This is a genomic window from Suilimivivens sp., assembly GCF_037359455.1.
GTDB lineage: Bacteria > Bacillota > Clostridia > Lachnospirales > Lachnospiraceae > Suilimivivens > Suilimivivens aceti.
On the sequence record NZ_JAXXXI010000059.1, the window covers coordinates 63,182 to 76,862 of the forward strand.

Consider the following 13,681-nt stretch of genomic DNA (forward strand, 5'->3'; position numbering starts at 1 on the left):
GATACTGCTTTCTGCCACAGGAGAATGCATCAGCCGGTGGACGGAGTATGGAGGTAAGTATATTTGAAAAAAAAGGAACAAAATAAGGGTTCCAGACTGAAAGTGATCCCACTTGGCGGTCTGGAACAGATTGGTATGAACATTACTGCCTTTGAATATGAGGACAGTATTGTTGTGGTAGACTGCGGTCTTTCCTTCCCGGAGGATGACATGCTGGGAATTGATCTTGTCATTCCGGATATTACCTATTTGAAGAACAATATCGAAAAGGTAAAGGGATTTGTGATCACGCATGGACATGAGGATCATATCGGTGCACTTCCTTATGTATTAAAGGAGATCAATGTACCGGTTTATGCGACCAGACTGACGATGGGTCTGATTGAGAATAAGCTGAAGGAGCACAACCTGACCGGACAGGTAAAGAGGAAGGTTGTGAAGTTCGGACAGTCCATCAACCTTGGGCAGTTCCGGATTGAATTTATCAAGACCAATCACAGTATTGTAGATGCAGCAGCGCTGGCTATTTATTCTCCGGCCGGTATTGTTGTGCACACCGGCGATTTCAAGGTGGATTACACACCGGTATTTGGAGATGCCATCGATCTGCAGAGATTTGCAGAGCTTGGAAAGAAGGGAGTCCTTGCCCTTATGTGCGACTCCACGAATGCAGAGCGTCCTGGCTTTACCCCTTCTGAAAGAACCCTTGGCAAGACATTTGATGCCCTGTTTGAGGAACATAAGAATACAAGGATCCTGATCGCCACCTTTGCGTCCAATGTGGACAGAGTGCAGCAGATCATCAATTCCGCCTATAAGTTTGGCAGAAAGGTAGTCGTAGAAGGCCGCAGCATGGTCAATATCATTGAGGTTGCGACGAACCTCGGATGCCTGAGCATACCGGATAAGACACTGATCGACATCGAGCAGCTCAAGAATTATCCGAGAGAAAAGACTGTCATCATCACTACGGGAAGCCAGGGAGAAAGCATGGCAGCCCTGAGCCGTATGGCAGAGGACAATCACAAGAAGATTTCCATAGGCCCGGGGGATACAGTTATCTTTTCCTCCAATCCGATCCCGGGAAATGAAAAGGCAGTCACCAATGTGATCAATGAGCTTCTTGTCAAGGGAGCGGATGTTATCTTTCAGGATGTCCATGTTTCCGGACATGCCTGCCAGGAAGAGATCAAGCTGATCTATTCTCTGGTTCATCCCAGATATGCAATCCCTGTCCATGGAGAATACAAGCATCTGATAGCACAGGCGAAGATCGCAAGGGAGCTTGGCATTGATAAGGAGAGGATCTTTATCCTGCGATCCGGTGATGTACTGGAAATGTCAGAGGAGTCTGCAGAAGTAACCGGCAAGGTACCGGTAGGTGACATTCTGGTGGACGGCCTTGGTGTCGGGGATGTTGGAAATATCGTTCTCCGTGACAGACAGCATCTGGCAGAGGATGGTATCATGATCGTAGTCCTTTCCCTGGATGGAGCAACGGATCAGCTTGTCAGCGGCCCGGATATCGTATCCAGAGGATTTGTATATGTAAGAGAATCCGATGAACTGATGGAAGAAGCACATGTCGTAGTCAGCGAGGCGGTAAATGGCTGTCTCGACAGAGGTATTTCAGACTGGGGCAAGCTGAAGAGTGCCATCAAGGATTCCCTTGGGGATTATGTATGGAAAAAGACAAAACGCCGGCCAATGATCCTTCCGATCATTATGGAAGTATAGGAAAGCAGGGACTTTTACCATGGAGCAGAGTTTAATCGACGCAACAGAAAGGTATGCAGAGACGATCAGGAATACCGATGTTTACAAAAACTATCAGGAGCAGCTTTTTCTGATCCGGCAGAATCCTGAAAAATACCAGAGAGTGAATGAGTTCTGCAGGAAAAACTATGAACTCCAGCAGAGTGATGGCAGAGATATGGATGAGAGGATCGAAGCTCTGGCAGAGGAACTGGAAAGATTCCGGGAAGATCCGGTGGTAGATGATTTTTTCAGGGCAGAGCTGGCTTTCTGCAGAATGATGCAGGAGGTTAATCTGCGGGTAACAGAGGCAATTGATTTTGACATGGAATTTCCCCTGTAAAGAAAGGAAAAGAGGCTTATGAATGGAAAATATCTGGTAGGAGCTGTAGTAGAAGCTATCATAAAGGCGATTGTTCTTGTGATCGTTATTATGTTTGTATTCCGGACAGCTACTTCGGCCTATGAATTCGGATACAGGGTATTTGCCGATCAGCCGGTTTCCCAGTCAGAGGGGAGAACGATCACGGTAGGTGTTGCGGAGGATGCGGATATTAAGGATGTGGCACAGATGCTGGAAGAGAAGGGACTGATAGAGGATGCAAGACTGTTTTGTGTACAGGAACTGCTTTCCGGTTATCACGATAAGATTCTTCCGGGAATATATGATCTGAGCACATCCATGACGGCAGAAGAGATGCTGGCAGTTATGTCTACACCGGTAACCGCAGAGGATAATACATCCACAGACGGAGATGACGGGGATCCTGAAGAAATGGGAGAGGAACCGGAAGAGTATTATGAAGAGGGAAGCATAGAAGAAGGTGCCGAAGGAATGGTAACAGAATAAAGGAGCAGAACAGTTATGATCACGGAAGAAAGAATCAGCACGTTTATCAATTCCTTCGATACAGGGAATACCCCCTTTTTAAATGAACTGGAACAATATGCAAGAGAGACCAATGTACCTGTCATCAGACCACAGATGCAGAGCTTCTTAAAGCTGCTTCTTTCCATGAAGCAGCCTGAGCGCATTCTGGAGGTTGGGACGGCCATTGGTTTTTCTGCGTTATTTATGAGTGAATATGGCAGGCCTGACTGCCAGATCACCACGATAGAGAATTATGAAAAAAGAATTCCAATCGCCCGTGAGAATTTCAGGAAAGCGGGAAAGGAAGAGAGTATTACCCTGTTGGAAGGGGATGCCACAGAAATTCTGAAGACATTACAGGAACCCTATGATATGATCTTCATGGATGCTGCCAAAGGACAGTATATCCATTTTCTGCCGGATGTGATGCGGCTTCTGAAAAAGGGAGGTATCCTGGTGTCGGATAATGTACTGCAGGACGGGGATGTTATGGAATCCCGTTATGCCGTGACAAGGAGAAACCGCACGATACACAGCCGGATGAGGGAATACCTGTATGAATTGAAGCATAATGACCAGCTTGTGACAGATATCCTGCCTGTGGGCGATGGTGTGACCGTAAGCGTAAAGCTGTAGGATTTGAAAACGTAAGGAGTAGGAAGAATGAGAAAACCGGAATTACTGATCCCGGCAAGCAGCCTGGAGGTTTTAAAAACAGCAGTCAGGTTTGGAGCAGATGCTGTATATATTGGAGGAGAAGCGTTCAGCCTTCGTGCAAAGGCAAGAAACTTTTCCAGAGAAGATATGGCGGAGGGAATTGCTTTTGCCCATGCAAATGGGGTGAAGGTACATGTGACCGCCAATATTCTTGCCCATAATAAGGACATTGATGAGGCAGAGAAGTATTTTGAAGAGCTGAGGGAGCTAGCACCGGATGCCCTGATCATTTCTGATCCGGGTATGTTTACACTGGCAAAAAAGATCTGCCCTGGGATAGAGATCCACATTTCCACACAGGCCAATAATACCAATTATATGACCTTCCGTTTCTGGCATGAAATGGGAGCAAAGCGTGTTGTCTGTGCAAGAGAGCTTTCCCTTGCAGAGATCGCAGAGATCCGGGAGAGAGTACCGGAGGATCTGGAGATCGAAAGCTTTATCCATGGAGCTATGTGTATTTCTTATTCCGGAAGATGCCTGCTCAGCAATTATTTTACTGGAAGAGATGCCAACCAGGGAGCCTGTACGCATCCCTGCCGCTGGAAATATGCAGTAATGGAAGAGAGCAGACCTGGAGAATACCTGCCAGTATATGAGAATGAAAGGGGAACCTTCCTGTTCAATTCCAAGGATCTTTGCATGATCGAGCATATTCCGGAGATGATAAAGGCCGGGATCGACAGCTTCAAGATCGAAGGACGGATGAAAACGGCACTTTACGTGGCGACGGTGGCAAGAACCTACCGCAAGGCCATTGATGATTACCTTGAATCAGAGGAGAAATACCGGGAGAACATGGAATGGTACAAGGCAGAGATCGCCAAGTGTACCTACAGACAGTTTACTACAGGCTTCTACTTCGGAAAGCCTTCCGAGGAAGCCCAGATCTATGATTCCAATACCTATATTAATGAATATATTTACCTTGGTATTATTGAGGAGACCAGGGAGAGAGGGGAGAGAAAAGGGTATCTGGGAAAAATCACGCAGAGAAACAAGTTTTCTGTGGGTGATGAAATCGAGATCATGCGTCCGGATGGAAGAAACACAGAGGCTGCTGTGCTTGCAATCCACACAGAGGAAGGAGAAGAGATGGAAAGTGCCCCACATCCGAAGCAGAGTCTGTGGATAGAGCTTTCAGAAGAACCGGAAATGTATGATTTACTGCGCATCAAAGCGTAAATGTGCAATTTGCATACTTGTATACAATAATTGATGAGGCATTTTATCGAAAACAACCAAAAATAAAAAAGGGTATTGCTTTTTTTATATGAATGGGGTATCTTTAAGGAAACGAAGGGAAAAGTCCTTTCAACATGAATCGAACGAAGATGTTCCAAATGGTTTGTTTGGGGCATTTTTTTGTACCGATTTTTATTCAAACAGGAAAGGAAGATTAAAACATGAGTGAAGTACTGAACATCGAAGAACTTTTCGGAAGCAAAGTATTTACCAGGGCAACTATGAGAGAGCGTTTACCGAAGAGCGTTTACAAGGAAGTTGTTAAGATCATGGATCAGGGCGGCGAGCTTAGCCTTGAGACGGCAGATGTAGTTGCCAAAGCAATGAAGGACTGGGCAATTGAGAATGGCGCAACCCATTATACACACTGGTTCCAGCCTTTGACAGGAATTACGGCAGAAAAGCATGATTCATTTGTTTCACATCCGGATGAAAACGGAAAGATGCTGATGGAGTTCTCCGGTAAAGAGCTGATCAAGGGTGAACCGGATGCTTCTTCCTTCCCTTCAGGTGGTCTGAGAGCTACCTTTGAGGCAAGAGGATATACAGCATGGGATATTACCTCCCCGGCATTTTTGAAGGAAGATGCTACAGGTGTGATCCTATGCATCCCCACAGCGTTCTGCTCCTATAAAGGTGAAGCACTGGATAAGAAGACACCTCTGCTCCGTTCCATGGAAGCGATCAGTGAGCAGGCACTTCGTATTGTAAGACTGTTTGGTAATACAGGGGCGACCAAGGTAGTGGCGAGTGTAGGACCTGAGCAGGAGTATTTCCTCGTTGACAGAGATAAATATTTAAAGAGAGAAGACCTGATCTTTGCAGGGCGTACCCTTTTCGGCGCACCGGCTCCGAAGGGTCAGGAGCTGGAGGATCATTACTTCGGCACCATCCGTGAAAGAATCGGTGCATACATGAAAGACCTGAATATTGAGCTGTGGAAGCTTGGTGTAACTGCCAAGACACAGCACAATGAGGTGGCACCGGCACAGCATGAGCTGGCACCGATTTATGAGACAGCAAATATTGCAGTAGACCATAACCAGCTTGTTATGGAAACCATGAAGAAGGTGGCAGGACGGCACGGACTGACCTGTCTGCTTCATGAGAAGCCTTTTGCCGGTGTCAATGGCTCCGGTAAGCACAATAACTGGTCACTTGGAACAGATAACGGGGTAAATCTTCTGGATCCCGGTGATACACCGAATGAAAATATCCAGTTCCTGCTGGTACTTGCCTGCATTATCAAGGCAGTTGATGTCCATGCAGATCTGCTCCGTCAGAGCGCATCTGATGTAGGAAATGATCACAGACTTGGCGCAAACGAGGCACCTCCGGCTATCATTTCCATTTTCCTTGGCGAACAGCTTGAGGATGTGGTAAAGCAGCTTGTGGAAACAGGTGAAGCAGCTCATGTATTACAGGGCGGCAAGCTGGCAACAGGTGTATCCACACTGCCCGATTTTGAAAAGGATGCAACCGACAGAAACAGAACCTCACCTTTCGCATTTACCGGAAACAAGTTTGAGTTCCGTATGGTAGGATCTGCAGATTCTATCGGAAGTCCGAATACCACACTGAATGCGATCGTTGCAGAAGCTTTCTGCGAGGCTGCCGATATTCTGGAGAAGGCAGATGATTTCGATGTTGCTGTTCATGATCTGATCAAAGAATATCTGACAGAGCATCAGAGGATCATCTTTAATGGTAATGGTTATTCAGATGAATGGGTTGCAGAAGCAGAGAGAAGAGGACTTCCAAACATCAGATCCATGATCGAGGCAGTAGAGACTCTGACTACCGATAAGGCAGTTAAGCTGTTTGAGAAGTTTGGTATTTTCACCAAGGCTGAGCTGGAGTCCAGAGAAGAGGTCTTATATGAGATCTATGCAAAGACCATTAATATTGAGGCTCTTACCATGGTTGATATGGCAAGCAAGGAGATCATTCCTGCTGTTATCAAATACAGCAAGTCCCTTGCAGATTCTGTTCTTGCTGTTAAGGAGGCTGGTGCTGATGCAGAGGTTCAGACAGAACTGCTGAAGGAGGTATCTGCAAAGCTTACAGAAATGAAGACAGCGCTGGCAAAGCTGGAAGAGGTGGAAGCAAAGGCAGCGGCTATGGAAAATGCAAAGGATCAGGCATTCTATTACAAGGATGTTGTCAAGGCTGCTATGGATGCACTGAGAAAGCCTGCTGACGAACTGGAAATGATCGTTGATAAGAAGGTATGGCCGTTCCCGACCTACGCTGATCTGATGTTTGAAGTATAGGATTTATCCGAAAAACATAATATTAAGAAAGTAAAGAGGAGCACTGTCGGCTGGCAGTGCTCCTCTTTCAGTGAAAGATATGTGTTGGTGCCTCAGATCTGCAGACTTCCTTTCTGATGCTTTGCCAGATACAGGGCGGTGTCAGCCTGCCTGTAAAGGGAACGGAAATCTTCATTCTCCTTGCGGACCACACCACCTACACTTAAGGAAATGGAAAGCTCGTGATAGGCTTCTTTTGTAGCGGCAGCAAAGGTTGTCTGAATGGATTTCATGAGATGTACAGCTTCTTCTGTCTCTGTGGGAGATGGGAAAAACAGCATATATTCATCCCCGCCGAGCCGCGCAGAAATAGCAAGCTCTTTGGTCCGGTCACTGATCAGTCTGGCAAGGAATATAAGAACATGATCTCCTGCTATATGGCCTTCTGTATCATTGAGACTTTTAAAGTTATCTATATCACAGATAAAGAAAGTACCCTTTTGACCATTGGCGAAAGCCTCTTTATAGAGGCTGATAGCTTTTTTGCGATTGTAGAGGCCGGTCAGGGGATCATAGTATGCTTCCTGGATCAGCTGTTTTTCACGTGCCCGTCTGTCAGAAATATCTGTCATAATACTGATCATGGCTTCCCGGCCATCTTCAGTGACGATCTTTTTTCCAATGTCGTTGACCCAGGTGAGTTTTCCACCCTTGCCGACAATACGGTATTCTATTTCATATTCATTTCCATTCAAGAACTGCTGACTGATACTTTCTTCGACACGTTTCTGATCTTCTTCGTAGATAATGTTCATCATCTTTTCATCAGTTGCAGCTGCCAGTTCCTCGTAAGTATAGCCAAGAATTTCAAGCATTCTGTCATTAATCGTATAAAGAGGGAAGCCCGCTTCCAGATAGCCACCCATGATACCGCCAGGAAGAGACCTGGAAACCAGTTCCATCAATCTGGCACTGGACTCAGAGGACATTTTGGCAATTGCCTGTCCGCCGTAGCGCAATGGGAAAAATTCCTGATCCTCCTGTACCTGGTTAGAGGTGGACATATGGAGAGAAAGCAGCTTCCAGCCATCCTTTTCCAGACCGGCAACACCGGTGAAACGGGTATCCATTTCAATAAGATCGTCGCCTTCCTCAAACTGAACATGAATCCGGGCAAAAATACAATAGCCCTCAGAACCAACAGGAGTTTCCTGGTACTCGGTAAACTGAAAGTGCAGGGAGCCTGGCATTTCCTGAAATTCCTTTTTTAAAAGATCTGTCAGCTCTTCTTTGTTTTTGGCAATTTCCTGTTCACCGGTACCGATACTGACAATCTGATCAGAAAGCATGGCAAGGGTGGCATTTAGATTTCGATCTTCCAGATAATGCTGGAAAAATGTATGCAGTAATTCCTTCATCATAAACAGCTTTCGCCTTTCACACATTTAGAAAAATCCGTCAGATATATCTGCAATGATATATACCTGGCGGATTCTGCATCATCAGTTAACTTTGATTTCCAGATAACCAAGGAGCTGGCTCATGTCATATTCAGTCATAACGCCGAGGCTTGGATCATAAAATCTGCCATCAAAGTGGATCAGGTAGTGGCAGTAAAGTCCCATACGTTCCATAAGGATGCAGCATTTGGGGAGGGTAGCCTCCTGCCCTTCTGTGTAAACAATAACATCACTGTGATCAATGCCGTAGTGGTTCAGGGCGGAAATCATGCGTCCCATGGTCCCCTGCCATTCCCTACAGTCCATTACACTGATCACTTCTGCAATGGTCACACCGGCAAGCATGGCTACACAGGCCTGACCGCAGAGTCCGTCCCCAGGCTGGATGATGATCTGGATATTATCGATCTTGCGGATGGGATCATCAAAGCTGTAAGGACTGTTCTGATTAACCTGGATAATACTGCCCTGTATATGAAGGAGTAATTTATGGATGTCATTGGTATTGATATGGGCAACATCGTCTGCAGTCAGATGGATCTTGTAAATACCCTTCTCTTCAGGAAGAAGCTCACAGACTATGATCTTATTATCCAGCACCAGATCGGCCGGAATGACGTCACGCTGTTTGCAGACTTCCCATACATTAAAGGGAATGCGGATGCTGAAAATATTATCCTGTTTCTCTATTTTGCCATTAAAAAAATATCTCATGTATGTAGTGTGCCTCCTGTATTCCTGTAACTTATATAGTTGAATGCTTCTTATGGTTAAGAATAACAAATTTTGATACGCTTGCAAATCATTTTCAGGTGAAAACAGGCCAAGTATCTAAAAAAAAACATCTTGATAAAAAAGTAACAAAGATCAAGCCGGGAAAAAGAAAAAATTAAAAAAATTTAAAAAAGTACTTGAATTTATGATTGAAATGAGGTATTATATCCAAGTGCTCAAGCACAGAATAGTATATTGGGCTATCGCCAAACGGTAAGGCAACGGACTCTGACTCCGTCATTTCAAGGTTCGAATCCTTGTAGCCCAGCTTTGAAACCCCAAAGGAAAGACCTTTGGGGTTTTTGTTACCCGGTGCCCATAAGGAAGCTGCGGAGGCAGGTTCTGGAGGTGACAGATGACACAAAAACGTGATATACTAAGGGACATGGGTCTGCATAAAAGAAATGAAAGGGCAGACATAAGAGGAAAGGCAGAATCAGAATTTATGTACAGCTATCAGGCGAGGATCAGATACAGTGAACTGGATGAGTCCGGACATCTGAAACCGGAAGCGCTTCTGGATTATTTCCAGGACTGTTCCACATTCCAGTCAGAGGATCTGGGAGTTGGGATTGAATATTTAAGAGAGAAAAATATGGTATGGGTGCTCAGCAGCTGGCAGATCATAGTAGACAGATATCCGGTACTGGGAGAAGTGGTAACGGTAGGAACCCAGCCTTACGAATTTAAGGGGTTTATGGGTTTCCGTAACTTTGTGATGGAGGATGCATCAGGAAAGAGGATTGCCTGTGCCAATGCCCTGTTCAGCCTGATCAATATTGAAACGGCAGGTCCCATGCGTCCCACGGAGGAAATGCTGGAGAAGTATGTTCTTGGTGAAAAGATTGATATGGAATATGCACCAAGAAAGATCAGGATCCCGGATGGGGCGGTAAAGGGCGAGGAGGTTCTGATCAGACCGCATCATCTGGATACGAACCATCATGTGAATAATGGCCAGTATGTGAGGATCGCTATAGACAGCTTACAGAAGGATTGCCATATCAGCCAGCTCCGTGCAGAGTACAAGAAGCAGGTAAGGCTTCATGAGGTGTTAACTCCTTATATTGTAAGGACAGAGAAGGGTGGTTATGTGGTAGATCTGAGAAATCAGGAAAATGAAACCTGTTGTATCGTAGAGATTGAAGAGAACGGAGAAAACGCATGATAGAAGTAGGGAAAAAGCAGTTACTTACGGTAGTAAAGAAAGTGGATTTTGGTGTATATCTTTCTGACAGCCTGGATAAGGAAGCACAGGATCCGGCAGACCGGGTGCTGCTTCCGATCAAACAGGTGCCGGAGGGAACTGAGGTGGCAGACAGCCTGTCAGTTTTTATTTACAGAGATTCTGAGGACCGGCTGATAGCAACTACAAGAGAGCCCATGCTTCAGGTGGGAGGACTGGCAGTCCTTACTGTGAAGCAGGTGGGACGGATCGGTGCGTTTCTTGACTGGGGGCTGGAAAAGGATCTGTTCCTGCCCTTTAAGCAGCAGACTGCGCCTGTGAAGCCTGGAGAACAGTGTCTGGTAACTCTTTACGTAGATAAGAGCGGAAGACTGTGTGCATCCATGAAGGTCTATCATTTCCTGCGGACGGACAGTTCTTACCAGAAGGATGACAAGGTAGAGGGAATTGTTTATGAGATCAGTTCCAACTTTGGTACCTTTGTGGCAGTGGATGACTGTTTCTCTGCCCTGATCCCGAGGAAGGAACCGGCAGAAGGCATCCGCGTAGGTGACAGGATCACTGCCCGTGTGACAGAGGTGAAGGAAGATGGAAAGCTTTCCTTAAGTCTCCGCGAAAAGGCATATGTGCAGATGGGCGAGGATGCTGAAAAGCTCCTGACACTGATCCGGGAGGCAGGAGGCAGTCTTCCCATAGGGGATAAATCGGCACCGGATAAGATCAGGGAGCTGACAGGCATGAGCAAAAATGAATTCAAGCGTGCCGCCGGCAATCTTTATAAGCAGAGAGTGGCAGAAATTACAGCAGATAGGATCAGCAGTTATGAACAGTAAAAAAGTAAACCTTGCGTTTCTCATTTCAGTCATAGTTTATGTAGGAGGTGTATTTGCCATCAGTGCTTTCTGCCCCTATATATTGGAAAATGTTGTCCTGAATAATCTGATCTGCGAATCCATGATGGTACTGCCGGGATTTGTGATATTCCTGTTTTCCGAGAAGGAGAAAGCAGAGTTTCTTTCCTTTCACAGGATAAAGACCGGTACCCTGCTGGCAGTGATCCCATTTACCCTTTTCAGCATGCCGTTGATTTCCCTGGCAAATCTTCTGTCCCAGTTTTTTACCACAAATCGGGTGATAGAAGCCATGGAAACAACCGATATGGGACAGATCGCGTTTCTGCCATTACTCTTTTCTACAGGTATTTTTGCACCGTTTTGTGAAGAGCTTCTCTGCCGTGGTATTTATTACCGGGGCTATCGGAAATCAGGAAGTGCCTTCCAGGCCATGCTGCTGTCAGCACTGTTGTTTGCCCTGATCCATATGAATGTGAATCAGGCAATTTATGCTTTTCTCATGGGGGTACTGGCGGTACTTTTGGTGGAGGCTTCAGGAAGTCTGTGGGCATCCGTTTTTTACCATGTGCTGATCAATTCCAGCCAGGTATTCCTGATGCGCATTATGATGACAGCAAATCCGGATATCTACAGTGATTCTGCAACGCAGCTTACAAATGGAACACTGGCCATGGCAGCGGGAAGCTTTCTGATCATAGCGGCGATCATGGCACCCTTTGCATGGATGATCCTTGTGTGGATGAGTAAGAATGAAAACCGCAGGGGCGTGCTGATGGAGATTCTTGAGAAGCGGAAGGAAAAGAAGGAGAAAATGATTTCTGTACCGTTAGTGCTGGCAGTTCTGTTCTGCATCATAATGATCATATATACGGAGATCGTAGGATAAAAATTCCCCACAGACCATATGATCTGTGGGGATCAGGTTCCCTAAATAAGAACGTCAATATTGCTTCCTACCGAAGGATTCACAGACAGCTCCATGGAACGGTCCATCATCTGAATCATGCCTGCGCCTGCCGATTCTGCATCGTCGAGAGATTTGCTCAGCATGGCAGTTCCAACCTGGTTTAAAAGCCTGCTGCTGGACAAGGCTGTAGATAATTCGGGAATATTCATAACGACACCATCCTTTCTCCGTATCGTGGATTGCATTTCTTTTGCCTCTATAGTATAGCACATATTTCCCATAAATAAAACAGGAAATCATTTTGTTTATCTTGTATAAGGAAAAAACAGGATTTTTTTGAGAAAAAACATGAATAATTCACAAATATCATTGAAAAATAAGTAGATTTATTTGTACATTTGTTTTAAAATAGAAAAGAAGTTTTTTCTTGGGGTTAATTTCTGGGACAGAAGTATTGTGAAAAATGTATAAGTGAAAAAAACGTGCAGCTAAAGGAGTGGGGATATGATATCAAATCAAACATTACAGAGCACGATTGAAGGACTGAAAGCCATTGCACGGGTGGAGTTCTGCATTATGGATACCGAGGGCAAGGAGGTTGCTTCTACAGGAAATATCAGTGTAAATGGAGGTGCCGTAGCTGAGTTTGCCAAGTCACCGGCAGATTCCCAGGAGATCCAGGGGTGTCAGTACTTTAAGATTTATGATGAACAGCAGCTGGAGTATGTCATGGTTACAGCCGGAACCGGTGAGGATGTATATACGATCGGCAAGATGGCGGCATTCCAGGTACAGAATCTGATGGTAGCCTATAAGGAGCGGTTTGACAAGGATAATTTTATCAAAAACCTGCTGCTTGATAATCTGCTTCTGATTGATATTTACAGCAGGGCAAAGAAGCTTCATATTCAGACAGATGTCAACAGAGTGGTCATGATTGTTGAGACAGAGAATGGAAAGGACAGTAACATCCTGGAGATGATGCGTTCCTATTACAGTAATAACAGTGGAGATTTTGTTACGGCAGTTGATGAGAATAATGTTATTATTGTAAAGGATCTTTCAGAAGGCGAAAGCATGAAGGAGATCGAGAAGACGGCGGCAGGCATTGAGAAGTTCCTGCAGAAGGAGCATATGACGGGTATCCATATTGCGTATGGAACTGTTGTGAAGGAGATCAAGGAGGTAAGCCGTTCCTACAAGGAGGCAAAGATGGCACTGGATGTCGGTAAGATCTTCTTTGATGAAAAGAATGTGATCGCTTACAGTGAGCTGGGAATCGGGCGACTGATCTATCAGCTTCCCATTCCGCTTTGCAAGATGTTTATCCGTGAGATCTTCGGTGATAAGAGTCCGGATGATTTTGATGAAGAAACACTTGTTACGATCAATAAGTTTTTTGAAAACAGCCTGAATGTTTCTGAAACGTCAAGACAGCTGTTTATCCACAGAAATACACTGGTATACCGTCTGGATAAGCTGCAGAAGAGAACAGGGCTTGACCTTCGGGTATTTGAGGATGCGATCACATTCCGTATCGCACTGATGGTCGTGAAATATATGAAGTACATGGAAAGTTTTGAGTATTAAGATACAGGTGGTGAAAAAAGTGGCAAGAGAGCAAAGGAGCAGAAGAAGAAAAGGAACTGCAAGTGATGAG

13 protein-coding genes and 1 tRNA gene are annotated in these 13,681 nt (G+C 45.4%); 11 read left to right on the forward strand and 3 right to left on the reverse strand.

Annotated elements, in window-relative coordinates:
* The first annotated feature begins 63 nt into the window (after positions 1–63).
* The 6 genes from WJQ40_RS13670 to WJQ40_RS13695 all read left to right on the forward strand — a co-directional run bounded on the left by WJQ40_RS13670 (position 64) and on the right by WJQ40_RS13695 (position 6,861).
* Positions 64–1,737 carry a ribonuclease J gene (locus WJQ40_RS13670; protein ID WP_262574473.1) on the forward strand — a complete coding sequence of 558 codons (1,674 nt, stop codon included), beginning with the start codon at positions 64–66 and terminating at the stop codon, positions 1,735–1,737.
* A gap of 19 nt (positions 1,738–1,756) precedes the next feature.
* A complete protein-coding gene (locus WJQ40_RS13675; protein ID WP_337540867.1) occupies positions 1,757–2,098 on the forward strand; it encodes a YlbF family regulator in 342 nt (113 codons plus the stop codon).
* 18 nt (positions 2,099–2,116) lie between these two features.
* Positions 2,117–2,605 carry a solute-binding protein gene (locus WJQ40_RS13680; RefSeq protein WP_337540869.1) on the forward strand — a complete coding sequence of 163 codons (489 nt, stop codon included), beginning with the start codon at positions 2,117–2,119 and terminating at the stop codon, positions 2,603–2,605.
* A 15-nt stretch (positions 2,606–2,620) separates the two neighbouring features.
* Positions 2,621–3,262: an O-methyltransferase gene (locus WJQ40_RS13685; protein WP_118799002.1), complete on the forward strand. Its 642-nt coding sequence runs from the start codon at positions 2,621–2,623 to the stop codon at positions 3,260–3,262.
* 27 nt (positions 3,263–3,289) lie between these two features.
* Positions 3,290–4,528, forward strand: coding sequence for a U32 family peptidase (locus WJQ40_RS13690; RefSeq protein WP_118799001.1), 1,239 nt, complete (start codon positions 3,290–3,292; stop codon positions 4,526–4,528).
* Positions 4,529–4,749: 221 nt separating this feature from the next.
* Positions 4,750–6,861, forward strand: coding sequence for a glutamine synthetase III (locus WJQ40_RS13695; RefSeq protein WP_262574480.1), 2,112 nt, complete (start codon positions 4,750–4,752; stop codon positions 6,859–6,861).
* Positions 6,862–6,953: 92 nt separating this feature from the next.
* On the opposite strand, the gene WJQ40_RS13700 is transcribed toward WJQ40_RS13695, so the two are convergent.
* Positions 6,954–8,261: a diguanylate cyclase gene (locus tag WJQ40_RS13700; protein WP_337540874.1), complete on the reverse strand. Its 1,308-nt coding sequence runs from the start codon at positions 8,259–8,261 to the stop codon at positions 6,954–6,956.
* 81 nt (positions 8,262–8,342) lie between these two features.
* Positions 8,343–9,014, reverse strand: a complete 672-nt coding sequence (locus WJQ40_RS13705) for a hypothetical protein (RefSeq protein WP_337540876.1) — start codon at positions 9,012–9,014, stop codon at positions 8,343–8,345.
* A 256-nt stretch (positions 9,015–9,270) separates the two neighbouring features.
* Here WJQ40_RS13705 and WJQ40_RS13710 point away from each other — a divergent pair.
* From WJQ40_RS13710 to WJQ40_RS13725, 4 genes are all read left to right on the forward strand, one after another.
* Positions 9,271–9,342: transfer RNA gene (locus WJQ40_RS13710), tRNA-Gln, on the forward strand.
* Positions 9,343–9,429: 87 nt separating this feature from the next.
* Positions 9,430–10,242 (forward strand): acyl-ACP thioesterase domain-containing protein, encoded by an 813-nt coding sequence (locus tag WJQ40_RS13715; protein ID WP_262574483.1) that lies wholly within the window; start codon positions 9,430–9,432, stop codon positions 10,240–10,242.
* Positions 10,242–11,093, forward strand: a complete 852-nt coding sequence (locus WJQ40_RS13720; RefSeq protein ID WP_262574496.1) for a S1-like domain-containing RNA-binding protein — start codon at positions 10,242–10,244, stop codon at positions 11,091–11,093. The genes WJQ40_RS13715 and WJQ40_RS13720 overlap by 1 nt, the downstream gene beginning before the upstream one ends.
* A complete protein-coding gene (locus WJQ40_RS13725) occupies positions 11,083–12,000 on the forward strand; it encodes a type II CAAX endopeptidase family protein (RefSeq protein WP_337540878.1) in 918 nt (305 codons plus the stop codon). Before WJQ40_RS13720 ends, WJQ40_RS13725 begins: the two co-directional genes overlap by 11 nt.
* Positions 12,001–12,041: 41 nt before the next feature.
* On the opposite strand, the gene WJQ40_RS13730 is transcribed toward WJQ40_RS13725, so the two are convergent.
* Positions 12,042–12,230, reverse strand: a complete 189-nt coding sequence (locus WJQ40_RS13730) for a YjfB family protein (protein ID WP_118798996.1) — start codon at positions 12,228–12,230, stop codon at positions 12,042–12,044.
* A gap of 295 nt (positions 12,231–12,525) precedes the next feature.
* On the opposite strand from WJQ40_RS13730, the gene WJQ40_RS13735 reads away from it, so the two are divergent.
* Positions 12,526–13,611 carry a helix-turn-helix domain-containing protein gene (locus tag WJQ40_RS13735; protein ID WP_337540880.1) on the forward strand — a complete coding sequence of 362 codons (1,086 nt, stop codon included), beginning with the start codon at positions 12,526–12,528 and terminating at the stop codon, positions 13,609–13,611.
* Positions 13,612–13,681: the final 70 nt, after the last annotated feature.

What these genes read in the sequence shown, in the direction of transcription:
- WJQ40_RS13675 (WP_337540867.1), top strand. Translation starts at nt 1,757, where the DNA reads ATGGAGCAGAGTTTAATCGACGCAACAGAAAGGTATGCAGAGACGATC.
- WJQ40_RS13680 (WP_337540869.1), top strand. Translation starts at nt 2,117, where the DNA reads ATGAATGGAAAATATCTGGTAGGAGCTGTAGTAGAAGCTATCATAAAG.
- WJQ40_RS13685 (WP_118799002.1), top strand. Translation starts at nt 2,621, where the DNA reads ATGATCACGGAAGAAAGAATCAGCACGTTTATCAATTCCTTCGATACA.
- WJQ40_RS13690 (WP_118799001.1), top strand. Translation starts at nt 3,290, where the DNA reads ATGAGAAAACCGGAATTACTGATCCCGGCAAGCAGCCTGGAGGTTTTA.
- WJQ40_RS13695 (WP_262574480.1), top strand. Translation starts at nt 4,750, where the DNA reads ATGAGTGAAGTACTGAACATCGAAGAACTTTTCGGAAGCAAAGTATTT.
- WJQ40_RS13700 (WP_337540874.1), bottom strand. Translation starts at nt 8,261, where the DNA reads ATGATGAAGGAATTACTGCATACATTTTTCCAGCATTATCTGGAAGAT.
- WJQ40_RS13705 (WP_337540876.1), bottom strand. Translation starts at nt 9,014, where the DNA reads ATGAGATATTTTTTTAATGGCAAAATAGAGAAACAGGATAATATTTTC.
- WJQ40_RS13715 (WP_262574483.1), top strand. Translation starts at nt 9,430, where the DNA reads ATGACACAAAAACGTGATATACTAAGGGACATGGGTCTGCATAAAAGA.
- WJQ40_RS13725 (WP_337540878.1), top strand. Translation starts at nt 11,083, where the DNA reads ATGAACAGTAAAAAAGTAAACCTTGCGTTTCTCATTTCAGTCATAGTT.
- WJQ40_RS13730 (WP_118798996.1), bottom strand. Translation starts at nt 12,230, where the DNA reads ATGAATATTCCCGAATTATCTACAGCCTTGTCCAGCAGCAGGCTTTTA.
- WJQ40_RS13735 (WP_337540880.1), top strand. Translation starts at nt 12,526, where the DNA reads ATGATATCAAATCAAACATTACAGAGCACGATTGAAGGACTGAAAGCC.